This window comes from Mycobacterium paraffinicum (genome assembly GCF_025822865.1).
Taxonomy (GTDB): Bacteria; Actinomycetota; Actinomycetes; order Mycobacteriales; family Mycobacteriaceae; genus Mycobacterium; species Mycobacterium paraffinicum.
Window position 1 is genome coordinate 1 of record NZ_JACKUR010000042.1, and the last position, 22,076, is coordinate 22,076.

The 22,076-nt window shown below is 66.1% G+C and carries 24 protein-coding genes and 1 pseudogene; 12 read left to right on the top strand and 13 right to left on the bottom strand.

Annotated elements, in window-relative coordinates; all coding sequences use genetic code 11:
- Nucleotides 1-124: 124 nt before the first annotated feature.
- The 3 genes and pseudogenes from H7J89_RS25400 to H7J89_RS25410 all read right to left on the bottom strand — a co-directional run.
- A pseudogene (locus H7J89_RS25400) lies at nucleotides 125-505 on the bottom strand (SRPBCC family protein); the annotation flags it as partial.
- A gap of 37 nt (nucleotides 506-542) precedes the next feature.
- Nucleotides 543-992: a resuscitation-promoting factor RpfC gene (rpfC, locus tag H7J89_RS25405; protein ID WP_264047907.1), complete on the bottom strand. Its 450-nt coding sequence runs from the start codon at nucleotides 990-992 to the stop codon at nucleotides 543-545.
- Nucleotides 993-1,085: 93 nt separating this feature from the next.
- A complete protein-coding gene (locus tag H7J89_RS25410) occupies nucleotides 1,086-1,667 on the bottom strand; it encodes a chorismate mutase (protein WP_264047909.1) in 582 nt (193 codons plus the stop codon).
- A 54-nt stretch (nucleotides 1,668-1,721) separates the two neighbouring features.
- Here H7J89_RS25410 and H7J89_RS25415 point away from each other — a divergent pair, with 54 nt between their 5' ends.
- Nucleotides 1,722-2,339 carry a lipoprotein LppJ family protein gene (locus tag H7J89_RS25415; RefSeq protein ID WP_264047911.1) on the top strand — a complete coding sequence of 206 codons (618 nt, stop codon included), beginning with the start codon at nucleotides 1,722-1,724 and terminating at the stop codon, nucleotides 2,337-2,339.
- Between the two features lie 86 nt (nucleotides 2,340-2,425).
- Here the strand turns inward: H7J89_RS25415 and ag85B are convergent, their stop codons facing one another.
- On the bottom strand, nucleotides 2,426-3,418 hold the full coding sequence (gene ag85B / locus H7J89_RS25420) for a diacylglycerol acyltransferase/mycolyltransferase Ag85B (RefSeq protein WP_264047913.1): 993 nt from the start codon (nucleotides 3,416-3,418) through the stop codon (nucleotides 2,426-2,428).
- A gap of 611 nt (nucleotides 3,419-4,029) precedes the next feature.
- On the opposite strand from ag85B, the gene H7J89_RS25425 reads away from it, so the two are divergent.
- The gene (locus H7J89_RS25425) at nucleotides 4,030-5,136 is read left to right on the top strand and encodes a DUF7159 family protein (protein ID WP_264047953.1); all 1,107 of its coding nucleotides are present in this window, start codon (nucleotides 4,030-4,032) and stop codon (nucleotides 5,134-5,136) included.
- 21 nt (nucleotides 5,137-5,157) lie between these two features.
- Here the strand turns inward: H7J89_RS25425 and H7J89_RS25430 are convergent, their stop codons facing one another.
- Genes H7J89_RS25430 through H7J89_RS25440 form a run of 3 tightly spaced genes read right to left on the bottom strand, consistent with a single transcriptional unit; the run spans nucleotide 5,158 to nucleotide 8,027 of the window.
- Nucleotides 5,158-5,706, bottom strand: coding sequence for a YceI family protein (locus tag H7J89_RS25430; RefSeq protein ID WP_264047916.1), 549 nt, complete (start codon nucleotides 5,704-5,706; stop codon nucleotides 5,158-5,160).
- Between the two features lie 13 nt (nucleotides 5,707-5,719).
- Entirely contained in the window at nucleotides 5,720-6,733 is a 1,014-nt protein-coding gene (locus H7J89_RS25435) for an alcohol dehydrogenase catalytic domain-containing protein (protein WP_264047918.1), read from the bottom strand.
- A 10-nt stretch (nucleotides 6,734-6,743) separates the two neighbouring features.
- Nucleotides 6,744-8,027 carry a cytochrome P450 gene (locus H7J89_RS25440; protein ID WP_264047920.1) on the bottom strand — a complete coding sequence of 428 codons (1,284 nt, stop codon included), beginning with the start codon at nucleotides 8,025-8,027 and terminating at the stop codon, nucleotides 6,744-6,746.
- 211 nt (nucleotides 8,028-8,238) lie between these two features.
- On the opposite strand from H7J89_RS25440, the gene H7J89_RS25445 reads away from it, so the two are divergent.
- The 3 genes from H7J89_RS25445 to H7J89_RS25455 are packed head-to-tail and all read left to right on the top strand — an operon-like array spanning nucleotide 8,239 to nucleotide 9,220.
- Complete coding sequence (locus tag H7J89_RS25445; protein ID WP_264047921.1) at nucleotides 8,239-8,637, top strand: hypothetical protein; 399 nt, start codon at nucleotides 8,239-8,241, stop codon at nucleotides 8,635-8,637.
- An 11-nt stretch (nucleotides 8,638-8,648) separates the two neighbouring features.
- Nucleotides 8,649-8,939 carry a hypothetical protein gene (locus H7J89_RS25450; protein WP_264047923.1) on the top strand — a complete coding sequence of 97 codons (291 nt, stop codon included), beginning with the start codon at nucleotides 8,649-8,651 and terminating at the stop codon, nucleotides 8,937-8,939.
- Nucleotides 8,940-8,995: 56 nt separating this feature from the next.
- On the top strand, nucleotides 8,996-9,220 hold the full coding sequence (locus tag H7J89_RS25455) for an Rv1893 family protein (protein ID WP_264047925.1): 225 nt from the start codon (nucleotides 8,996-8,998) through the stop codon (nucleotides 9,218-9,220).
- 8 nt (nucleotides 9,221-9,228) lie between these two features.
- On the opposite strand, the gene H7J89_RS25460 is transcribed toward H7J89_RS25455, so the two are convergent.
- Entirely contained in the window at nucleotides 9,229-10,359 is a 1,131-nt protein-coding gene (locus H7J89_RS25460; RefSeq protein WP_264047927.1) for a nitronate monooxygenase, read from the bottom strand.
- 123 nt (nucleotides 10,360-10,482) lie between these two features.
- Nucleotides 10,483-10,947 carry a hypothetical protein gene (locus H7J89_RS25465; RefSeq protein ID WP_264047929.1) on the bottom strand — a complete coding sequence of 155 codons (465 nt, stop codon included), beginning with the start codon at nucleotides 10,945-10,947 and terminating at the stop codon, nucleotides 10,483-10,485.
- A gap of 493 nt (nucleotides 10,948-11,440) precedes the next feature.
- Between H7J89_RS25465 and H7J89_RS25470 the strand changes: the two genes are divergently transcribed.
- The 3 genes from H7J89_RS25470 (at nucleotide 11,441) to H7J89_RS25480 (ending at nucleotide 15,565) form a co-directional block, all read left to right on the top strand.
- Complete coding sequence (locus H7J89_RS25470) at nucleotides 11,441-12,373, top strand: beta-propeller fold lactonase family protein (RefSeq protein ID WP_264047930.1); 933 nt, start codon at nucleotides 11,441-11,443, stop codon at nucleotides 12,371-12,373.
- Nucleotides 12,374-12,597: 224 nt separating this feature from the next.
- On the top strand, nucleotides 12,598-14,529 hold the full coding sequence (locus H7J89_RS25475; protein ID WP_264047932.1) for a flavin-containing monooxygenase: 1,932 nt from the start codon (nucleotides 12,598-12,600) through the stop codon (nucleotides 14,527-14,529).
- Between the two features lie 10 nt (nucleotides 14,530-14,539).
- Nucleotides 14,540-15,565, top strand: coding sequence for an alcohol dehydrogenase catalytic domain-containing protein (locus H7J89_RS25480; protein WP_264047934.1), 1,026 nt, complete (start codon nucleotides 14,540-14,542; stop codon nucleotides 15,563-15,565).
- A gap of 6 nt (nucleotides 15,566-15,571) precedes the next feature.
- Here the strand turns inward: H7J89_RS25480 and H7J89_RS25485 are convergent, their stop codons facing one another.
- A complete protein-coding gene (locus tag H7J89_RS25485) occupies nucleotides 15,572-16,483 on the bottom strand; it encodes a class I SAM-dependent methyltransferase (protein ID WP_264047937.1) in 912 nt (303 codons plus the stop codon).
- Nucleotides 16,484-16,547: 64 nt separating this feature from the next.
- Nucleotides 16,548-16,979: a D-aminoacyl-tRNA deacylase gene (gene dtd, locus H7J89_RS25490; RefSeq protein ID WP_264047939.1), complete on the bottom strand. Its 432-nt coding sequence runs from the start codon at nucleotides 16,977-16,979 to the stop codon at nucleotides 16,548-16,550.
- Nucleotides 16,980-17,030: 51 nt separating this feature from the next.
- Between dtd and H7J89_RS25495 the strand changes: the two genes are divergently transcribed.
- On the top strand, nucleotides 17,031-17,336 hold the full coding sequence (locus tag H7J89_RS25495) for an MTH1187 family thiamine-binding protein (RefSeq protein WP_264047941.1): 306 nt from the start codon (nucleotides 17,031-17,033) through the stop codon (nucleotides 17,334-17,336).
- Here the strand turns inward: H7J89_RS25495 and H7J89_RS25500 are convergent.
- On the bottom strand, nucleotides 17,333-17,827 hold the full coding sequence (locus H7J89_RS25500) for a macro domain-containing protein (protein ID WP_264047943.1): 495 nt from the start codon (nucleotides 17,825-17,827) through the stop codon (nucleotides 17,333-17,335). The two genes, H7J89_RS25495 and H7J89_RS25500, sit on opposite strands and share 4 nt — an antisense overlap.
- A gap of 40 nt (nucleotides 17,828-17,867) precedes the next feature.
- Here H7J89_RS25500 and H7J89_RS25505 point away from each other — a divergent pair, with 40 nt between their 5' ends.
- Nucleotides 17,868-19,136 (top strand): competence/damage-inducible protein A, encoded by a 1,269-nt coding sequence (locus H7J89_RS25505; protein WP_486348264.1) that lies wholly within the window; start codon nucleotides 17,868-17,870, stop codon nucleotides 19,134-19,136.
- Nucleotides 19,137-19,220: 84 nt separating this feature from the next.
- On the opposite strand, the gene H7J89_RS25510 is transcribed toward H7J89_RS25505, so the two are convergent.
- Nucleotides 19,221-20,483 (bottom strand): sialate:H+ symport family MFS transporter, encoded by a 1,263-nt coding sequence (locus H7J89_RS25510; RefSeq protein ID WP_264047947.1) that lies wholly within the window; start codon nucleotides 20,481-20,483, stop codon nucleotides 19,221-19,223.
- A gap of 52 nt (nucleotides 20,484-20,535) precedes the next feature.
- Between H7J89_RS25510 and H7J89_RS25515 the strand changes: the two genes are divergently transcribed.
- Both H7J89_RS25515 and H7J89_RS25520 read left to right on the top strand, forming a co-directional pair.
- Nucleotides 20,536-21,603 (top strand): amidohydrolase family protein, encoded by a 1,068-nt coding sequence (locus tag H7J89_RS25515; RefSeq protein WP_264047949.1) that lies wholly within the window; start codon nucleotides 20,536-20,538, stop codon nucleotides 21,601-21,603.
- Nucleotides 21,604-21,682: 79 nt separating this feature from the next.
- On the top strand, nucleotides 21,683-21,922 hold the full coding sequence (locus H7J89_RS25520) for a hypothetical protein (RefSeq protein ID WP_264047951.1): 240 nt from the start codon (nucleotides 21,683-21,685) through the stop codon (nucleotides 21,920-21,922).
- Nucleotides 21,923-22,076: the final 154 nt, after the last annotated feature.

Here is a 22,076-nt window from a genome sequence, read left to right on the forward strand (position 1 = left end):
CACAGCTATCTCGGCGACGTTCCACCTACCGAGTTCGAAGCCACGTTCTACGATGCACCAAGGAGCGACCAACCCCTGGTCGGAATCCAATAACCCGAGCCTCCGGCTGAACCAGGGCGATTCAGTACAGGCCGAGCCACGGGGCCGGGTTGAGCCGGAAAGACTCGGTCACGTCGGTGCCTCCGCCGCTGGGCGCCAACCGGTAGTGCCAGTTGTTGACCGCCCGATCGCCGAGCAGCACCGCGAACCCGAATTCGCGGCCGGGCTCGCACGCGGTCACCTCACACGTCGTCCAATACACCGGCCCTATCTCGTTACGCCGCACATGACCACGGAATTTCGCGCCGAGGGCCGGGCCACTGGCGTCGCCCAGCCACTCGGCCTCGAACACTTCAGGGGAGAACCGGCCGACGTTGCGAACGTTTGCGATGAGATCCCAGATCTTGTCCGCAGACGCCGCCATATGAACAGTCGCCGAACCTTCCATGGCCTGATCCAAACACAGCTTGCCGCTCGGTCATAGACCGCGAGGACATTGATCGTCAGTGCGGCGCCGCCGCCTGGATCAGCCCGTTGATGATCTCCTTGATGCCCTGCGCGGGGTGCGAGTACCAACCGATCGGCAGGCCCGAATTGGCGCCGCACTTCGGCCACGCCTCCACCCCCTGGTCGGCGAAAACCCGGTTGGCTACGGCGATTTGCTGCTCTCGGGACGCGGCCGCCGGGTTGCCGACGCCGCCGTACCGCTCCCAGGTACCCGGCTTGAATTGGAGTCCACCGTAATTGCCGTTTCCGGTGTTGGCGTGCCAGTTGCCACCGGACTCGCACTGGGCGATCGCGTCCCAGTTGGGCGTGGGTGCGGAGGTGGCTATACCGGTGGACGAAGCTATCGACGCTGCAACGAACCCGCCGACCGCCAGGGACTTGACGAGGGGCTTGCAGAGAATTTCCATGTCATGGATTTCGGGCGCTGTGGCCAAAGCGTTACCCATTCGAAAATGCCGCGAGATATGCCTTCTATCTGGGGAAACGGCAATATCGCTGAGAAAAAAGAAAGTGTTAGAAACCGATGAGGAAAAATTAAATTATTGCTGGCAATATGACTGAGTTGCTAACGCCAGCGCCCGTTGATAGAGGGCGTCGAGGCCGCGGGCGCGGATGGCGCCGCTTGTGGCGAGCCCGAGTTGCGCGGGGCAGGCCGTCGAATGCAGCAGGTCCCAGTTGGCCACGACCTGGTTCAGCATCGTTTCATTGAGGTCGTCGATCTCCGACCGCGACGCCGACAGGTCCGCCGACTCGGCCGGGGCGGCGGCGGGATTGAGCTTCCAATCCGCGAACCGGCTGTATTCGATGCCCTCCGTGGCGCGGATCTGGTCGCCGAATACCCGGGTGACGTAGTCGGGGTCGATCCGCCGGGCCGAGGCCTGGGCGGCCATTTTGGCGAGTTCTTGCCGGACGCGTCCCTGGTCTTCGACGGCCCCGCGACTGACCCACTTGAAGGCGGCCACCTGCTCGGCGATTTGTAACCGCTGCGCGGCGGCGTCGACCAACTCGGTGAGCGGGCTCGCATCGTCGGCCCTCGCGGGCGATGCGACGAGGATCGCCAGCCCGACGACCATGCCGGCGTAGCGGGTAACCAGGGTCAGGCACCGGCTCTGCATGACCATGATTCTGCGGCAGCACCGGATACGCGCGCATTTCGGAGTTAGCCTGAGGTGCTGATGTCGTCGACCATGGACAATCGCCGCCCGCGCCGCGTTGGCGGGAAGCGCGGGAAATCCTTGCGCTCGAGGCAGATTCGTGCGCTGATTGCCGTCGCGCTGGCGATTCCCCTGTTGCTCGGCGCGGCGCTCATCATCGTGGATCGGCTGCATTCGACGCCCGCCGACGCCCTTGACCATCCCGCCAGTCCGGTGAGCGACGATCAATCGAAGGCTCAGGTCGTCCAATCGGCCCAGCACATCGTCACCGCGACGGGTCTGCAGGCGTCCTCGGCGGGCTACTCGCTGATGTCCTGCAAAAACCGCGACGACCCGCCGTATCAGGGCTCGATCTACCTGACGTTCTCGTTGCCCGCCACGGCACCGGCCGACACCTACATCACCCGGTTTGCCGCGACGTTGACCGGCGATGGCTGGGCCGAGGGCCTACCACCCAACAATCACGCGTTCGCGAAGACACTCACCAAGGATGGCGTCACGGTGATCGTTTACCGCCACGACGACGAACCGCACCTCGGCGTCCTACGCGTCTACGGCCAGTGCCGCAACATGAACGATCACCGCAGGGACGCGACGGCTTGGACGGATGTCACCGACCAATTCGCCGCGACGCGTTGATTGGCCGACACAAAACGGGCCATGACGCACTACTGCGCCCGACGGCGTCGTCGTCGGGCGCAGCAGCGACCTCGGGGCAGGTGAGGCTATCCGCCGCCGCCGGCAGTGGCACCCAGGGTGCCCTGCAGGTCCGGCTTCATGGCGTTGAGCTGGGCTCCCCAGTACTCCCAGCTGTGTGTTCCGTTGGCGTTGAAGTTGAATACCGCGTTGTGGCCGCCGGCCGCGTTGTACTGGTCCTGGAACTTCAGGTTGCTGCTGCGGACGAAGTTCTCCAGGAACTCGGCGGGCATGTTCGCCCCGCCCAACTCCGACGGTGTGCCGTTACCGCAGTAGATCCAGAGCCGGGTGTTGTTGCCCACCAGCTTGGGGATCTGCAGCGTGGGGTCGTTGCGCTGCCACGCGGGGTCGCTCGACGGGCCCCACATGTCGTTCGCCTTGTAGCCGCCGGCGTCGCCCATCGCGAGACCGATCAGGGAGGGCCCCATCCCCTGCGAGGGGTCCATCAAGGCGGACAGCGAGCCGGCGTAGATGAACTGGTTCGGGTGGTAGGCGGCCAGGATCAGCGCCGAGGAGCCGGCCATGGAGATGCCGACCGCCGCGCTGCCCGTGGACTTGACGCTCTTATTGGAGGCCAGGTACTGCGGCAGCTCACTGGTCAGGAAGGTTTCCCACTTGTAGGTCGAGCAGCCCGCCTTGCCGCAGGCCGGGCTGTACCAGTCGCTGTAGAAGCTGGACTGGCCACCGACGGGCATGACGATCGACAGGCCCGACTGGTAGTACCACTCGAACGCCGGCGTGTTGATGTCCCAGCCGTTGTAGTCGTCCTGGGCACGCAACCCGTCGAGCAGATACACGGCGGGGGAGCCGTTGCCGCCGCTCTGGAACTGGACCTTGATGTTGCGTCCCATCCCCGCCGACGGCACCTGCAGGTATTCAACCGGCAGGCCCGGGCGCGAGAACGCTCCCGCGGTCGGGGCGCCGCCGGCAAGACCGATCAGCCCCGGGAGGGTGACGGCAGCTGCCGCACCGACTAAAAGCCGGCGCCCCCAGGCCCGGACCATCTCGCTCACAACTGTCATTCCTGCCCCTTGTCGTATGTGACCGTCGTCTCAGGCAGGAATTTACCGTGCGAATAGCCCGAATGTCGATCTGGACGCGGGGGTGTCTCAGTTTGGTATCGCAATTCCCCCGCCCTATTGCGCTCGCGGGATAAGAGCGCCGCGACGTTCGCACCGTCGGCCGGCGCCAGGCTTTGGCGACCAGGCGACGCAAAACGCCTGGCAGCGGGGTCTGCCGCGGGCGGGGCCAAAAGCGCAAAGCCGATATATTGGATCCCGCCATGACGTCCGGCGGCTCCGCGACGCCGAACCACCGCAGAAAAGGTCGGTTCGATACCCGTAAGACGTTTATCGCCGCGAGAGGAAGGTGTGGTTTTCCGCCGCCGACCGCCCTCCTCCCACCTGCGCGTCCCGCGGACGCATCGATTGGTTCCCGACGGGCCGATTCTCCGGCGAGGTCGAACCGGGGCAGCCGGACTTGCGCCGACCGCGTAGGCTCTCACGGAGCAAGCCGATGGAGACCACGTTGTCTCGGTCCGTTCCGGCCCTCACGACCCACCTGACCAGGGGTTTCTGGTGTGCGTGGGCGCGGCTGAGGGTGTCGGAGGTCCGGGACCGATTGGGGCATGAGTTTGGATACGGTACTTGGGCTATCAGTGACGCCGACCGCCGTTGGGTGGGTCCTCGCTGAAGGGCACGGCGCAGACGGCACCATCCTGGATCATCAGGAGCTGGCGCTGGACGCCGGTCGCGGCGCGCGCGCTGTGAGTACCGCGGAGCAAGTAGCGGACGAGATCGCACGGGTGGAAGCGCAGGCGGCCGCCAGCGACCATCGGCTGCGGGTCATCGGGGTGACGTGGAACGACGACGCGGCGGCCCAGACCGCATTGCTGCTGGAAGCTCTCACCGATACTGGCTTCGACAACGTCGTGCCGGTCCGGCAACTCGATGCCGTCGAGACACTCGCGCAGGCCATCGCGCCGGTCATCGGCTACGAGCAGACCGCGGTCTGTCTCCTTGAAAACGACTCGACGACCGTCGTCATGGTCGATACCCGCGACGGGGAAACGCAGACTGCGACCAAGCAGGTGCGCGGCGGTTTCGACGGCCTGACTCGCTGGCTGGCCGGCATGTTCGACCGGAATGGCTGGCAGCCGGCCGGGGTGGTGGTCATCGGCGCGCACAGCGACATCGACGGCTTGTCCTGGCAGCTCGAAAAGACGCTGCCGGTGCCGGTATTCGTGCAAGGAATGGCGCAGGTGACCATCGCGCGGGGCGCGGCGCTGACCGCCGCCCGAAGCACCGAGTTCACCGACGACCAGCTGGTGGTGCACCCCGGTGAATCCGCCGCCGCGCCGCCGGCGCCGCGAAAGCCGTCGTACGCCGGGGCGGTGACAACGCTGGCCGCCGGTGTGGTCACCTTTGTCTCCTCGATATCGCTTGCGGTGGGTATTCAGCTGGCCCCGGCCAGCAAACCCGTCCCTCGGCACACAGAGCCCGCACCGACGCCGCAGGTCGCCGAGGCCGTCGCACCGCCCCCGGTCGTCGCGCCGCTGACCCCGCAGGCGAAAGTTCAGGCCAGCGAACCGATCACGGAGGCCGCCGCGCCCGACGAGCAGCAGCCGGAACCCAATAACCGGCAGCCCTACCTGACGCGGATGCTCGAACACATACCGGGCGACACCGGCGACGCGACGGGCGCCTCGGCACCGCAGGCGCCCGCCCAGCCGCAGCCCTGACGTCGACTGCGGGGCAGCCGCTCAGGCGGTTTTCGCGTGCATCGCGGTGAAGGACACCGAAACGTCGTCGGCGACCTGGACCGAACCCATCAGCAATGAGTACGGCTTGATGCCGTAGTCGGTCTGCCGGACCGTCGATTCGGTGGACATACGCCACGCGTCCCCGAGATCCTCTGTGCGCAAATCGATTACGTGATCCCGTGACTTTCCCTTGACTTCGAGTTGGCCGGTGAGCCGGTACCCGTCGCCGGTCTTGTCGATGGCACGTGCAAGGAAGCGGATCTCGGGAAACCGGCCGGCGTCCAACGACTTCAAGGCGTTGGACCGCACCAAAACCTTCTCGGGACCTGACAATCCCTTCACTCCGCCCTCGCCGCGCAACACCTCGAGGGAATCCGTTTCGACCACAAGCTCCACGGTGGCGGGTTCCGAGCCGGCCCAGCCGACGCTTGCATGCCAGCGGGTCATGGCGATGGTGAGACGATGGCCCATTCGCGCCGCCCGCCCGCGAACGCCGGTGGCAACAAGTAACTCGCCGTCGGCCGCGTCTAAGCTCCACTCGTCGGTCATAGGCCGACTGTAATCACATCGTCAGCACTGTGCGGTAGTGCGCACGCCCTTGCTCCAACGCCGCGTATCCGTCGGCGGCTTGTGACAGCGGTAGTTCCTCGACCCACGCCCGCACACCGGACAGCACGGCGAAATGCATCGTCTCTTCAACGTCTTTCGCCGTGCCGGAAGGATGGCCGACGATGCTGACCCCCGGTGTGATCAGTTGGATGGGGCTGATCGGCAACGGTTCGGGCGTGACGCCGATGGTGACGAGCTCGCCTTGTGGCGATATTCCGCCGACGGTTGCGGCCATCGCCGGCGAGTTGCCCGCGGTCGCCAGCACGACCGCCGCTCCGCCCAGGGCCTTCAGCGCTTCTGCGGGATCGGCGGCGGTGGAGTCAATGTAGTGGTGGGCGCCCAACTTCCGGGCGTCCTCCTCTTTGCCGCTGCCACGAGCGATGGCGATGGTCTCGAAACCCATCGCCCGGGCGAACTGCACCCCGAGGTGGCCGAGCCCGCCGACACCGAGGATGGCGACCCGGTCGCCGGGCACCGCCTTCGTATGACGCAACGCGTTGTATGTGGTAACCCCGGCGCAGCCCATCGGCGCGGCTTCTGCGTCGGAAAGCCCTGCGGGTATGCGGGCGAGCGCACTTCCCGGGACAGTCACCGATTCCGCGTAGCCGCCCGGATACTGGTAACTGGGGACCTTCCCGTTCTCGCAATGAATGAAGTGGCCTTTCCGGCACTCATCGCAGTGGTAGCAGCAACCGCCGAACCACCCGACCGCGACTCGATCGCCGACGGCGAAACCCTCGACACCTGCCCCGAGCTCGGCGATCGTTCCGGCGATTTCGTGCCCGGGGGTCAACGGCCACGTCATGCCCGGGAAGCCACCGGCGACAAAGTGTGCGTCCGTACCGCAGATTCCACAGGCGGTGACCGTTAGCCGCGCCTCATCACGGCCTGGTGGCTTGGTTTCGACATCGACAAGTTCCAACGGTGCCCCGGCCGACTTTACGTGAACAGCTCGATGGGTTGCCATGCGGTTGATGCTAGTGCGCAGCAGGGGATTTCGCGCCGTTGCTGTGGTAGTCGACTTGCCAGTGCTTGATCCCGTTGAGCCAGCCGGACCGTAGCCGTTCGGGCTTTCCGATCGACTCCAGGTTCGGGATGCCGTCGGCGATCGCGTTGAACATCAGGTCGATGGTCATCCGCGCCAGGTTCGCCCCGATGCAGTAGTGCGCGCCGGTGCCGCCAAACCCGACGTGCGGGTTGGGGTCGCGCAGGATGTTGAAGGTGAACGGGTCGTCAAAGACGTCCTCGTCGAAATTGGCCGAGCGGTAGACCATCACCACCCGTTGACCCTTTTTGATTTGCACACCGGACAATTCGTAGTCCTCCAGTGCGGTGCGCTGGAAGGACGTCACCGGGGTTGCCCAGCGGACGATTTCGTCGGCCGCGGTGGCGGGACGCTCACGCTTGAACAGCTCCCACTGATCGGGGAAGTCGGTGAAGGCCATCATGCCCTGCGTGATGGAGTTGCGGGTGGTCTCGTTGCCGGCCACGGCAAGCAGGATGACGAAGAACCCGAACTCGTCGTCGGAAAGCTTGTGGCCGTCGATGTCGGCCTGGACCAGCTTGGTGACGAGGTCTTCGCCCGGGTTGTTCGCCCGGTCCGCCGCCATCTGCATGCCATACATGATGAGTTCGACGGAAGCGGTCATGGCGTCGTTGTTGGCGAACTCTGGATCCTGGTCGCCGACCATCTCATTGGACCAGTGGAATAGCTTCTTGCGTTCTTCCTGTGGCACACCCATCAACCCGGCGATGGCCTGCAACGGCAGCTCGCACGAGACCTGCTCGACGAAGTCACCGCGGCCCTGGGCGGCCGCTTCCTCGACGATGCGCCGGGCGCGCTCGGCGAGGTCGCCGCGCAGGCGCTCGATGGCTCGGGGCGTGAATGCCCGCGAGATGATCTTGCGCAGCCGGGTGTGTTGCGGCGCATCCATGTTCAGCAGGACGAACTTGCCGCGTTCGACCTGCTCGCCGACCGTGCCGTCCTTATAGCGCGGCAGCGCGGTCTTCTGCAGGCTGGAGAAGACATCGCTGCGCAGCGATACCTCTTTGACGTCCTTGTGCTTGGACACCACCCAGAAGCCGCCGTCGTCGAACCCGCCGGCCCCCATCGGCTGCTCGTTCCACCAGATCGGCGCGGTCCGTCGCAGTTCGGCCAGTTCTTCCACCGGCAGTCGCTCGGCGTGGATGTCCGGATCGGTGAAGTCGAATCCGGGAGGGAGATTGGGGACCGGCTTGGCGGTTGGCTCGACGGTTGGCATGGCCCGCTCCTCGATGACGAAGTGGTCTAGTCGTCTTTGTGCAAATAAACCATTGCCGCACCACGGTTGGGAAGCGTTGACGCAAGATCGCGCGGTGCAAATTGGAACGTGTTCCTCGTTTCCCATCCTGACCGCCGATACGGTCTTGTGAGCGACGGCCCGATGGATATGCTTTGGTGCAGGTCACCGGCGACGACAGGCGGGGTGGAACATGATTCGGGAACTGCTCAGCGCCGCTTCTATAGCGGGCATTGCGATTGGGATGGCGCCGTGCGCGGCAGCCGGATACGACGGCGACGTGCCGGGGATGAACTATCAGGCGTCGTTGGGCGCGCCGTGTGACAACTATGAGCGCTTTATCTTCGGCCGGGGTCCCAGCGGCCAGGCCGAGGCGTGCCACTTCCCGCCGCCCAACCAGTTCCCGGCGGCCACCACCGGATACTGGGTCATCTCGTATCCGCTGTACGGGGTGCAGCAGGCGGGCGCGAAGTGCCCTGGGCCGCAAGCCGCGGCGCAGTCGGATCGGGGGCTGCCCATGCTGTGCCTGGGCGAGCGGGGTTGGCAAGAGGGATGGTTCACCGGGGCGGGATTCTTCCCTCCGTCCGAGTGAGCGGCTGAGCCATGGACGACGGCCCGCCCGGCGAGACCCTCGTCCCGCGCTGGCTCCGTTTCGTCCTCGCGTCGGATCGTGCCGGCTCGGCGTGGTACATCGGGACGGGCTTCTTTTTCGCACCGCTCCTGGCGGTGCTCTCGCCGTGGCCCGTGGTCACCGCCGCGCTGTGGGCGATCATCGGGCTGGCCGGCCTGTGGCTGGGCCTGCTGGGCATCGCGATGGCCGTCGGGCTGGCCCGAATATTGCGATCCGGGGCCGAGATCCCCGAATCCTACTGGCGCACCTTGGTCAACTACTAAGCACTACGCCCGGTCTAGAGTCATACCAACTATCCTGCCACGAGAGGAGACTCGAGATGGGCTTCAGCCCGAAAGATGCGGTCGACGCGGCCAGGGACATCGCGACCAACGCGGTCGAGAAGGCCTCCGACATCGTCGAACACGCCAGCGACATCATCCGGGGTGACATCTCCGGCGGTGCCAGCGGCATCGTTCAGAACTCGATCGACATCGGCACGTACGCGGTGGACCGGACGAGGGAGATGTTCAGCGGCCGCGACGAACTCGACGACGAGGTCTAGCTCCGCCGTCAGACGGAGGCGGCCTCGTTGAGTTCGTCCAGCCTGTTCGTCGCCTCCAGGTACTCCTGCACCCAGCGCTCGATGACCGTGGCCGTCTTCTCCACCTTGTTGAACTGACCGACAACCTGACCGACCGGGTTGAACGCGACGTCCACGCTCTCGTTCGGGTACCGGTTCGTGGCCCGCACCGCCATGCCGGAGACCATGTACTGCAGCGGCATGCCCAGCGGCTTCGGGTTCTCCGGCGCCTCCCACGCCTCGGTCCAGTCGTTGCGCAACATGCGGGCCGGCTTGCCGGTGAACGACCGGCTGCGCACGGTGTCCCGGCTGCCCGCCTTGACGTACGCCTCCTGCTGAACCGGCGTGTTCGAGGACTCCTCGACCATCAGCCACTGCGAGCCCGTCCACGCGCCCTGCGCGCCCAGCGCCAGGGCCGCCGCGATCTGCTGGCCGCTGCCGATGCCACCGGCCGCCAGCACCGGCACGGGGGCGACCTCCTTGACCACCTGCGGCCACAACACGATCGAGCCCACCTCGCCGCAGTGCCCACCGGCCTCGCCGCCCTGGGCGATGATGATGTCGACCCCCGCGTCCGCGTGCTTGCGAGCCTGCGACGGCGACCCGCACAGCGCGGCCACCTTGAGTCCCGCCTCGTGGATGTGCTTGATCATGTCCGCCGGGGGAGTGCCGAGCGCGTTGGCGATCATCTTCACCTTCGGGTGCTTGAGCGCCACCTCGACCTGGGGCGTGGCGGTCGCCTCGGTCCACCCGAGCAGCTGCAGGCTGTCGCCGTCGCTGTCCTCGACCGGCACGCCGTGGTCGGCCAGGATCTTCTTGCCGAAGTCGAGGTGCTCCTGGGGCACCATCTTGCGCAGGGTGTCGGCCAGCTCCTCGGCGGACAGGTGCGAGTCCATGCCCTCGTACTTGTTCGGGATGACAATGTCGACGCCGTACGGGTGGTCGCCGATGTTCTCGTCGATCCAGTTGAGCTCGATCTCGAGCTGCTCGGGTGTGAAGCCGACCGCGCCGAGCACGCCGAAACCGCCGGCCTTGCTGACCGCGACCACGACATCACGACAGTGGGTGAACGCGAAGATCGGAAACTCGATACCAAGCTCATCGCAGATGGCGGTGTGCATGCCTACTCCTGTGGGGCGCGGAACCGATGCAAAAGAATTGAAACGTGTTCTAGTTTAGTACGGACGGCATTGACGTGGCCAGCGGGTCCTGACCTGCGTTTCGTCACTACTACCCGTCGGCGCTCAAAGTGCCGCGCTGCGCGCGACCCACAGCACCAGGAAGGCGAACATGCAGCCGGCGCACACGAGGTGATCCCGGCAGACGGACCGCGCCAGGCGGGTCTGCTCCGGCGGACCGTCTGTTCGGCGCCCCAGCCGCACCGCATCGGGAACCGTTTGCGTCAACGCCAGCATGGTCGGACTCCCCGCGAGGACTGCCGACAGCACCAGAAGCCACCAGGGGTCATGTCCGCGCGCGGACTGGTAGGTCAACGCGCCCAGCAGGATCACCATGACGGCGGCGATCAGCCGGCTCATCGGGCGCGAGGTGGTGGTCGCGCGATGGTAGTAAGCCGCGATGGAGGCAAGTACGGCCTCTGGCAGATCGGTTGGCGCAGAACGAAATCGGAGGACCTGCACATCGAAGATGAGATCCATCCACAAGACGGCGAACAGGAATCCGCTGCAGGCCGTGAGTAACGAGGCCATGACGCTCCTCCATCTCCGGCTTACCGGGAGCATTCGTCGACTTGAACCCATTGTTTCGCCGCAAAGCAGGCGCGGTCGACACCAATGCCCGTATCGGTTGTGCGCCCTCCGGACGATTACCCGGTCAACAGGTTCGATTTCCGCGCCCGTGCCGCCCGTCTCCGTGACCTGTTTGATCAGGCCAGCGACACGGTTGGCACCTTCACCGGCTGATCCGAGTGCGCGACATCACCAAATCGGCGAAGTCGCAAACGCGGTTAATAGCTAGGCGCACACTACGAAACAACCAAGGACGAGCGGGAGAGCCCATATGACCGCCAGCGACGATGGCCAACCAACCCGAGAATGGCGACCGGCTGTCTCCGGCGTGGTGGCGATCATCGCAGCCGTCGTGTTGGCCGTGTTCCCGTCTGGATGTCGGGGTCCCTCGCGAGGTCAGGGTCCAACGGCGAGTTCGCGTTCGAGTGCTCCGACTTACCGGGTTACCGCCACCGTGCCCCTCGGCAAGGGCCCGACGGGGGTGGCGGTGGACCCCGGCACTCATACCGTCTACGTCGCCAACTCGGATCCCGAAAGTGGCGACGGCACGGTGTCTGTGCTCGATGGGCCGACGCGCATCGTGAACGCGACGGTGCGCGTCGGGAAGCACGCGGCCGGGGTCGCCGTGGACCCGGGCACCCATACCGTCTACATCGCCAACAGCGGCGACGCCACGGTGTCGGTGATCGACGGTGCGACCCATACGGTCACCTCGACGGTGCCCGTTGGCGACAGCCCGGAGCAACTGGCGGTGGATCCGGGCACCCATACCGTGTACGTCGGCATCTCGGACCCCCACAATGGCGGCGGCACGGTGTCTGTTGTCGATGGGGCGACCCGCACGGTGACCGCGACGGTGCGCGTCGGCAAGTATTTGGGCGGGCTGGCGGTGGACCCGGGCACCCACCTCGTCTACGTCACCAACTCCAATGACGACACCATGTCGTTGATCGATGGCTCGACGCACAGTGTCACCGCGACCGTGCCGGTCGGCCAGTGGCCCGATTCGGTGGCGGTGGATCCGGGTGCCAACGTCGTCTACGTTGCTACCCGGGACCCTGAAAGCGCCGCGCACGATTCGACGCCCCCTTCTCGCAGTGGCAGGGTGTCGGTGATCGACGGGTCGAGCCATCTGGTGACCGCAACCGTTCCCATCGGCAAGTCCCCGGACGGGCTGGCGGCGGATCCCGGCACCCACACCGTTTACGTCGCCAAATACGCTGACGACACGGTTGCGGTGATCGACGGGCCCACCCACGCTGTCGCCGCAACCGTGCGCCTCGACAGGGGCTCGTTAGGGCACGGCGTGGCGCTGGATCCAGCTACGCACACCGTCTACATCACCAACTTCAATGACGGCACGGTGTCGGTGATCGAACGTCAGTAGTTTGCTTCGGCGTCGGCGCGCGGCCTGTCGGCTGACATGCCGACGCTGTCGTCCCACGAGGTCGGTGTGGGTCAAACATCCTGGCCAGAGAAGACGCGGTGGACGACGCGCCGTAGCGCTCGGGCTATTGATCCCCTCCCTCGCCAGCGGGTAGCGTAGTGCTGCCAATTACGAAACGGTAAGTAGCGTAATTGGGAATCCCGTTCACCGAGAGGATCGGCTCGATGCGCAGCGCCTATGCCGGCGATCCCTTCACCACGTCCACGGCGGAGATCGAGGCCGCCCTCGCGGATGTCAGCATCCCGACGCTGTTGCTTTCGCTCGTGCACATCACCGGCGACCCGCGCTTCATCCGCGACTTCAAGCAGATGGGCGTCTTCCTCAACGAGATTCAGGGCTTCATGTCCGAGGAGGACAAGGCGCGGGCCCGCGCGGCCGCGTTGCCGGTGATCACCGAGTATCGGGACCGCGGTTGTCCCGAGCCGAAGCCACTGAGCCCCGACCTCATTCGCGAAATGATGGACTGGGCGGCCTGCGAGCACGTGACCGACGACTACCTGCCCCTGGTGCTGGAAGAGATGGACCTCGACGGGGCTGATCCACGCCGCCCGCCGACCCTGCCGGCAGACAGCGCGGCCGATATTCCGGTCCTCGTTGTCGGCTGCGGCGAATCGGGCATCCTGGCCGGAATCCGGCTCAAGCAGGCCAACATTCCCTTCACCATCGTGGAGAAGAACGCCGGACCTGGCGGAACCTGGTGGGAGAACAGCTATCCCGGTGCCCGCGTCGACGTGGCCAACCACTTCTATTGCTACAGTTTCGAACCCAACAACGACTGGACGCATTTCTTCGCCGAACAGCACGAGCTGCAGGACTACTTCACCCAGGTCATGACGAAACACGACCTGGCCGAGCACGTGCTGTGGAATACGGAGGTTGTGGCCGCCGAATGGGTCGACGACGCCGCCACCTGGAGCATCCGGCTGCGTGGCGCCGAAGGCCGGACGAGCACGGTGCGCGCCCGTGCCCTGATCACCGCGGTCGGTCAGTTGAACCGGCCCAACATTCCGGACTTCGACGGCGCCGAGAGCTTCGCGGGCCCGTCGTTCCACTCTGCGGCCTGGGACCACTCGGTCGACATCAGCGGGAAGCGCGTCGCGCTCGTCGGCGCCGGCGCCAGCGGTTTCCAAATCGCACCCGCCATCGCCCCGGATGTCGAGCACCTCACCGTGTTTCAGCGGACCGCGCAGTGGATGTTCCCCAACCCGATGTATCACGACGAGGTCGGCGACGGCATGCGCTGGGCCATGCGCCACCTGCCGTTCTACGGGCGGTGGTACCGCTTTCTCGTCCTCTGGCCGGGATCGGACAAGGGACTGTACGCCGCGGAAGGCGACCCGGAGTACACCGACCAGGAACATGCCGTCAGCGACATCAACGCCGCCGCCCAGATGATGTTCTCCCAGTGGATCACCAGCCAGATCGGGGAAGGGCACGACCTGCTGGCCAAGGTGATGCCCGACTATCCCGCCTGCGGGAAACGGACCCTGCAGGACAACGGCAGCTGGCTGCAAACACTGCAGCGGGACAACGTCGAATTGGTGCGCACGCCCATTCGGCGGATCACCCCGCACGGCATCGTCACCGAAGACGGTGTGGCGCACGACGTCGACGTCATCGTGTACGCCACCGGTTTCCGGCACACCGACGTGCTGTGGCCGCTGCAGATCACCGGACGCGACGGGGTGGACCTGCGCGAGATGTGGGGGAGCCGGCCGTACGCCTACCTCGGCATCACCGTTCCAAAGTTCCCCAATCTGTTCATCATCTACGGCCCCGGAACCCACCTCGCCCACGGCGGCAGCCTCATCTTTCAGTCCGAGTTGCAGATGCGCTATATAGACCAGTGTCTGGCGCGGCTGGCCGACCCAGACGTGCATTCGCTGGAGCCGAAGCCCGACGCCGCCACCGATTGGCATGACCGGACGCAGACCCAGATCAAGAAGATGGTGTGGGCGCACCCCGCGGTCAAACACTCGTACTTCAAAAACGCCGACGGGGAGATCCACACCGTCAGTCCGTGGCGCCTCAACGAGTACTGGGCCGCGGTGCGCGAGCCCGACTGGTCACAATTTGTTGTGCGGCAAAGGAAGTGAGCACGCCACTATGCGTACGGTAGTCGTCGACGGGCCCCACAGCATCCGGGTCGACACCCGGCCCGATCCCACCCTTCCCGGACCCGACGGGGCTATCGTCGAGGTCGCCGCCGCCGGCATCTGCGGATCCGATCTGCACTTCTACGAGGCCGATTTCCCGATGGCCGACCCAATTGCGCTGGGCCACGAGGCGATCGGCACCGTCGTAGAGGCGGGGCCCGAGGTACGCACCGTCAAGGTGGGCGACCCCGTCATGGTGTCCTCGGTGACCGGGTGCGGCGCCTGCGCCGGCTGCGCCACCCGCGATCCGGTCATGTGCCACAAGGGCTTTCAGATCTTCGGCGGGGGTTTGCTCGGGGGAGCGCAGGCCGACCTGCTGGCCGTGCCGGCGGCCGACTTCCAGCTGCTCAAGGTGCTGGAAGGCATCAGCACCGAACAGGCGCTGCTCCTCACCGACAACCTTGCCACGGGCTGGGCGGCGGCGCAGCGCGCCGATATTCCGTTCGGCGGCACCGTGGCGGTCATCGGCCTGGGCGCCGTGGGGCTGTGCTCGCTGCGCAGCGCGCTGTTCCAAGGAGCCGCAACGGTTTTCGCGGTCGACCAGGTGCAGGGACGGTTGGACCGCGCCGCTAAGTGGGGCGCGACGCCCCTCAAGGCGCCGGCGGTCGAGGCCATCCTCGCCGCCACCGGGGGCCGCGGCGCCGACGCGGTGATCGATGCCGTCGCCACGGACGCGTCCCTGACGGATGCACTCAACGCGGTGCGGCCAGGCGGCACGGTCTCGGTTGTCGGTGTGCACGACATGAATCCGTTCCCGCTCAACGCCCTGGGTTGCCTGATCCGCAGCATCACGCTGCGGATGACGACGGCGCCGGTGCAGCGCACCTGGCCGGAATTGATCCCGCTGCTGCAGTCCGGGCGCCTCGACGTCGACGGCATCTTCACCACCACGCTGCCGTTGGAGGAAGCGTCCAGGGGCTACGCGACCGCGGCGTCGCGGTCGGGGGACGATGTCAAAATCCTGTTGACGCCCTAGGCCTTTCTACCGCGTTGCCGTGATGTATTGGGACCGCATGAAACCGTCGATTTTGACGTCGACGTCGGGCGGGGTCATCCCGTAACCGGCCTGCAGGTCGAGCGTGTTGCGGACCGGGTCGACCGCCCACCCGTGCGCGGCCAACTGTTCCGCGGGGTCGGTCTGGGGCTCGTAGGTCAGCGCGGAGAAGTCGACGTCGCCGGACATGTTGACGCCGGGGTGCGCCGCCTCCAAGGCCTCAAGCTGGTCGTGGTCCAAACGGGATCCCAACGCGCCGATGGCAATCCGGCTCCCAGGCGCACTGAGTCCGCTGATCCGGGTGAAGAGCGTGTTCTGGGCCTCGTCAGTCAGGTACGGCAGGACTCCCTCCACCGACCAGGCGCTGGGGCGTTCCACGTCGAAGCCTGCGGCCTCCAGAGCCCTCGACCAGTCGGTGCGCAAATCGGCGGCCACCTCTACCCTGGGGGCCTTGGGTTTGGCGCCGTGCTGGGCGAGCACGTGCGCCTTGAACTCCAACACCTTCGGTAAGTCGACCTCGAAAATCCTTGTGCCCTGTATCCATTCGAGTCGATATGCGCGGGAGTCCAGGCCGGCGGCCACGATCACCGCCTGACGTATACCGGCGGCGCCGGCGGCGACGAAGAAGTCGTCGAAGAACCGGGTCTGTACGCCGTAGAGACGGGGGAAGGCCATCTCGTCCTCGGAGGTCCCCGGGTTGGCGAGCATCCCCGCCAAATACGGGTCTTTCGAGGCGCCGATGAAGACCTTCGCATAGTCGTCGCGGACCAGCGGCTGCGGGCTCACGGCATGCAGCGCACGCCATCCGGCCACCAGCAAGGCGGTGTAGCCCACGCTGCTGACGATGTCCCAATTGTCATCGTCGGAACGGAGCGAGCCAAACTCGGGCGTCGCACTCATGGTCGCCCCTCCCGTTAACGATCGGTCACGAATCGGCCTGTCCCAACGTACCTGCAATCGCGGGTCAGAGCTCCAGTAGCACCGTGACCGGGCCGTCATTGACCAATTCGACCTGCATGTTCGCGCCGAACACCCCGCTCTGGACCTCGGCACCCAGCCGTTGCAGCGCGTCGGCGAACGCCGCCACCAAAGGCTCGGCGACCGCACCCGGGGCGGCCGCATTCCAGGACGGTCGTCGGCCCTTGGCGGTGTCGGCATACAGGGTGAACTGGCTGACGACCAAGATCGGCGCGTTGACGTCGGCGGCTGACCGTTCGTCGGTGAGAATGCGTAGATACCAGAGCTTTTCGGCGAGCCGTCGCGCCTTATCGGGATCGTCGCTGTGGGTGACGCCGACGAAGGCCAACAGGCCCTGACCGACGGGCCGGATGGCGCCCACCACTTCGCCGCCGACCGACACCGTCGCCCACGCGACCCGTTGCACCAAGACCCGCATGGGCCTTGATGCTGCCAGGCCGACACCCCAAAGGTTGGGTAGGCTCGTTGAGTGTCTGTGCTTGTCGCGTTCTCCGTCACGCCCATGGGTGTGGGCGAGGGTGTCGGCGAGATCGTCGCCGAAGCCGTTCGGGTGGTGCGCGATTCCGGCCTGCCGAACAAGACGGATTCGATGTTCACCGTGATCGAGGGTGAAAGCTGGGAAGAAGTCATGGCGGTCGTGCAGCGAGCGGTCCAGGCGGTGGCCGCTCGCGCGCCCCGGGTCAGCACGGTGATCAAGGCGGACTGGCGGGCCGGCGTCAGCGATGCGATGACGCAGAAGGTTGCCTCGGTCGAGCGTTACCTCGAAGACGATTAGCCGGCAACGGCGTCGCGAAACGCGCGCCCGGCCGCGTCGCCGTGCACGGCGAACACCACTTTCTCCAACGACTTCGCCTCGTGTCGCCGGACGGCGTCGACCATCAGCCTCGCCGCCTCATCCAGCGGGAAGCCGCCGACGCCGGTTCCGAAGGCCACCAGGCCGAGGGTGCGGCAGCCGAGCTCATCGGCCTTGCGCAGCGTGGAGGCGGTGGCCCGCGCGATGATCTCCGCCGAGGTGGGGCCGCCGAGCTCCATGGTCGCGGCGTGGATGACGTAGCGCGCCCGCATGTCGCCGGCCGTCGTCTCGACGGCATCCCCGAGGCCGATGGGCGCCTTCTCGGTCGATTCCCGCTGCAGGTCCGGGCCGCCGGCGCGGGCAATGGCCGCGGCGACACCACCACCGTGCCGCAGTTGCGTGTTGGCCGCGTTGGCGATCGCGTCGAGATCGAGCTTGGTGACGTCGGCCTGCACGACCTCCAGCTCGGTCATCGGCCCATTGTCTCTCAGCCCGGCCAGTAGGCTCATGGCGGTGAGCGCACGCGCAGGAATCGTCGTCACCGGAACCGAAGTCCTCACCGGGCGCGTCCAGGACGCCAACGGACCCTGGATCGCCGACCGCCTGTTGGAGCTGGGCGTCGAGCTGGCGCACATCACGATCTGCGGCGACCGCCCGGAAGACATCGAGGCGCAGCTGCGCTTCATGGCGGACCAGGGCATGGACCTGATCGTTACCAGCGGTGGCCTCGGTCCGACGGCCGACGACATGACCGTGGAGGTGGTGGCCCGGTTCTGCAACCGCGAGCTGGTGTTGGACGACGAGACCGAGAACAAGATCGCGAACATCCTCAAGAAGCTGATGGCGCGCTTCGAGGGCGTGGACTTCGAGGCGGTGCGCGCCGCCAACCGCAAGCAGGCGATGATTCCCGCCGGATCGCAGGTGCTCGACCCGGTCGGCACCGCGCCCGGGGTGGTCGTGCCCGGCAAGCCGACGGTCATCGTGCTTCCTGGGCCGCCGCGCGAGCTGCAGCCGATGTGGCACCGGGCCATCGAGACGCCCGCGGCCCAGCAGGCGATCGCCGGCCGAACGCTCTATCGGCAGGAGACCGTGCGGATGTTCGGGCTGCCCGAGTCGGGCCTGGCCGAGACGCTGCGCGAAGCTCAGGCGTCGGTGCCGGGCTTCGAGTCGCTCGAGATCACCACCTGCTTGCGGCGGGGCGAGGTCGAGATGGTCACGCGTTACGAGCCGGACGCCGCCGCCAGTTACGCGAAGCTGATCCAACTGGTGCGTGACCGCCACGCACCACAGCTGTTCTCCGAAGATGGTTCGACCGTGGACGATCTGGTCGGCCAAGCGCTGGCCGGTCGTCGGATCGCGACGGCTGAATCCTGCACGGCGGGCCTGGTGGCGGCGCGACTGACCGACCGGCCCGGATCGTCGGACTACGTGGCCGGGGGGGTGGTGGCCTATTCGAACGATGCGAAAGCTGAACTGCTGGGCGTCGATCCGGCGTTGATCGAGGCCCACGGCGCGGTGTCCGAACCGGTGGCCGAAGCGATGGCGGCCGGGGCGCTACGCCGTTTCGGCGCCGACACCGCCGTCGCGATCACCGGAATCGCCGGCCCTGGCGGTGGCTCTCCCGAAAAGCCGGTCGGCACGGTCTGTTTCACGGTGGAGCTCTCAAACGGCCGCCGGGACACCCGCACGTTGCGGCTGCCCGGCAACCGCTCGGACATCCGGGAGCGCTCGACGACGGTGGCGATGCACCTGCTACTGCGCCTGCTGAACCAGTCGGACTAGGAGCGACTTCGACATTGCCGCCATGGTCGCGATCGACGTCGAATCACAGCCTTCGCGGCAATCTCGACACAGCGAAGCCATGACTCACGTCACTTCGGTTGGCAGGAAGGCGCTTTCGGCGGTGCCGAAACGAATTCCGGTGGCGTCCTTGCCGATCAGTGTCAGGAAGGCCACGGCGATCAGCACCGGCACGATCGTCACCGCGAGGGCAAAGGGATAGCCGTGCGACTCGGCCAGCCGCTCCTGGATGGGGAGGTTGAACGCGGCCAGCAGGTTTCCGAGCTGGTAGGTGACGCCGGGGTAGAGGCCACGGATGGCGTCCGGCGACATCTCGGTCAGATGGGCGGGAATCACACCCCACGCGCCCTGTACGAACAGCTGCATGAGGAACGAGCCGAGGCACAGCATCGCGGCGGCGCGCGAGTACGCGAACAGCGGAACGATCGGCAGTCCCAACAGCGCGCAGAAGATGATGGTGTAGCGGCGGCCGATTCGCTGCGACAGCGTGCCGAAGAACAGGCCGCCGATGATGGCGCCGAGGTTGTAGACGATGACGATCCACTTGACCGTCGCGCTGGACAGTGCGGCGCCGTGGTTGACGGTCGACGTCAGGAAGGTCGGGTAGACGTCCTGAGTGCCGTGGCTCATCCAGTTGAAGGCCGTCATCAGCAGCACCAAATAAAAGAACCGGCGGATGATCGCCCCGTCGCGCAGCACGTCGCGGATCCTGGTGCTGGTGAGCTTCATCTGGTCCTGCGCGGCCTCCCAGACCTCGGACTCCTCCACCCGGTAGCGGATGATCAGGCTGACCAGCGCCGGGATGATGCTCAGCGCGAAGAGCCACCGCCAGGACAGCCCCAGCCAGTTCATCACCACCAGCGAGGCGACGCTCGCCAACAGGTAGCCGAACGCGTAACCCTCCTGCAGCAGCCCCGAGAAGAACCCCCGCCGCTCGACGGGCACCTTCTCCATGGCGAGCGCGGCCCCGAGACCCCACTCGCCGCCCATGCCGATGCCGTACAGCAGGCGCAGGATCACCAGCACGGTGAAGTTGGGGGCGAACGCGCACAGGAAGCCGACCACGGAGTAGAACATCACGTCGACCATCAGCGGTAGCCGCCGACCGACGCGGTCGGCCCACAGCCCGAACAGCAGCGCGCCGACGGGACGCATGATCAGGGTGGCCGTGGTGACGAACGCGACCTCAGCCTTGCTGTGGTGGAAAGTCTTTGCGATGTCGGCGTAGACGAGCACGACGATGAAGTAGTCGAAGGCGTCCATCGTCCAGCCCAACAACGCCGCGATGAAGGAGTTTCGCTGATCGGCGGTCAACCGTTGAGTTGTCACGTCAGCATCGTGCAGTACCGAGCGCGATGGCGCGAGAGTAAGTTGCGAATACATGCGCATCATCGACGCCGACGGACACGTTGCCGAGAACCCCTCGTTGGCAATCGAAGCGATCAAACGCTGGCCGCAGTACGTCAAGCCCAGCACCGACGGGCGGCTGCGGCTGACGTTCGAAGGCCGCAACTATCCGGAGGATCAGGGCCCGGGCGCCGGGTGTCCGCCCGAGCACGGCATCAGCAAGGCGCCGGACATCAACTGCCGGTCGACCGAAGGCGTGCTGGGGGATGCCGATCGCGACCACATCGACACCATGGTGTTGTACCCCAGCCTGGGGCTGTGCGCCCCGACGCTCGAGGATCCCGAGTTCGGGGCGGGATTCTCCCGGCTCTACAACCAGTGGATCGCGGGTTATTGCGCCCCGTCGGGTGGACGGCTGCGCGGCGTCGCGGTAACCCCCATCGAGCACGGCCAGGCGGCGATCGACGTCATGACCGAAGCGAAAGAGCTTGGGCTGGTGGCGACTCTGGTTCCGCCGGCGCTCAAGACGCGTAACCTCGACCACCCCGATCTGGACCCCTTTTACGCCGCCGCGGTCGACCTCGACATGCCGCTGGGCATTCACGGCGCCCCGGGCATCCATCTGCCGAAGATCGGTGTGGACCGCTTCACCAATTACATTCAGGTGCACTGCATCAGTTTCCCGTTCGATCAGATGACGGCCATGACGGCACTGGTCTCCGGCGGGGTCTTCGAGCGCCACCCGCGGTTGCGGGTCGCCTTCCTCGAAGCGGGTGCGGGCTGGGTCCCGTTCTTCATGGATCGCCTGCACGAGCACTACGAGAAGCGCGGCGACTGGGTCGAACGCGGCTGGCGGCGCGACCCGCACGAGTACCTGTCCGCGGGCAACATCTGGGTGACGTGCGAGCCGGAGGAACCGATCCTGCCCGGGGTGATCGACGTGCTCGGCGCCGACTTCATCATGTTCGCCAGCGACTACCCCCACTGGGACGGTGAATGGCCGGAAAGCACCAAGCACCTGCGGACCCGCCCGGATATCAGCGAAGAGGCCCGCGAAAAGATCGGCGGGCTCAACGCACAGCGCTTCTACAACTTGAATTGAGCGGCCGCGCAATCCTCGTGGCGGTCGGCCCGATAGCCTCAGGACAAAGCCGGGGATTTTTGGAAGGCGACGATCTCAGATGACTGACAAATGGTTCTCCGATAGCAGCGCGCCGGGTCAGTTGACCCTCGCCGATCTGTGCGACCAGATCGAGCAGAAAATGCACCTCAACGCCGACAATCAGAAAGCCCCGCAGGAGTTCCCCGATTGGCAGTCGTGTGTGGCGGATCGGGACGCGACGATCCACAAATTGAGCGCGGCCGTCGTCAACCTGTGCCAGATGGTGAAGTACCTGGCGTCGCAACGCGGCGACGCTTAGCGAGCAATATCAGCATTCAACTCAACAGGCTGGGTCCTGACCCCAGGTGTTGGACACGCTGAATCCCGCAAGATTGGCGGGGGAAGCGAGATGATCGACACCGATGGCAAGGAAAAATTATCCCGACGAGTTCAAGCGGGACGCGGTGGCGTTG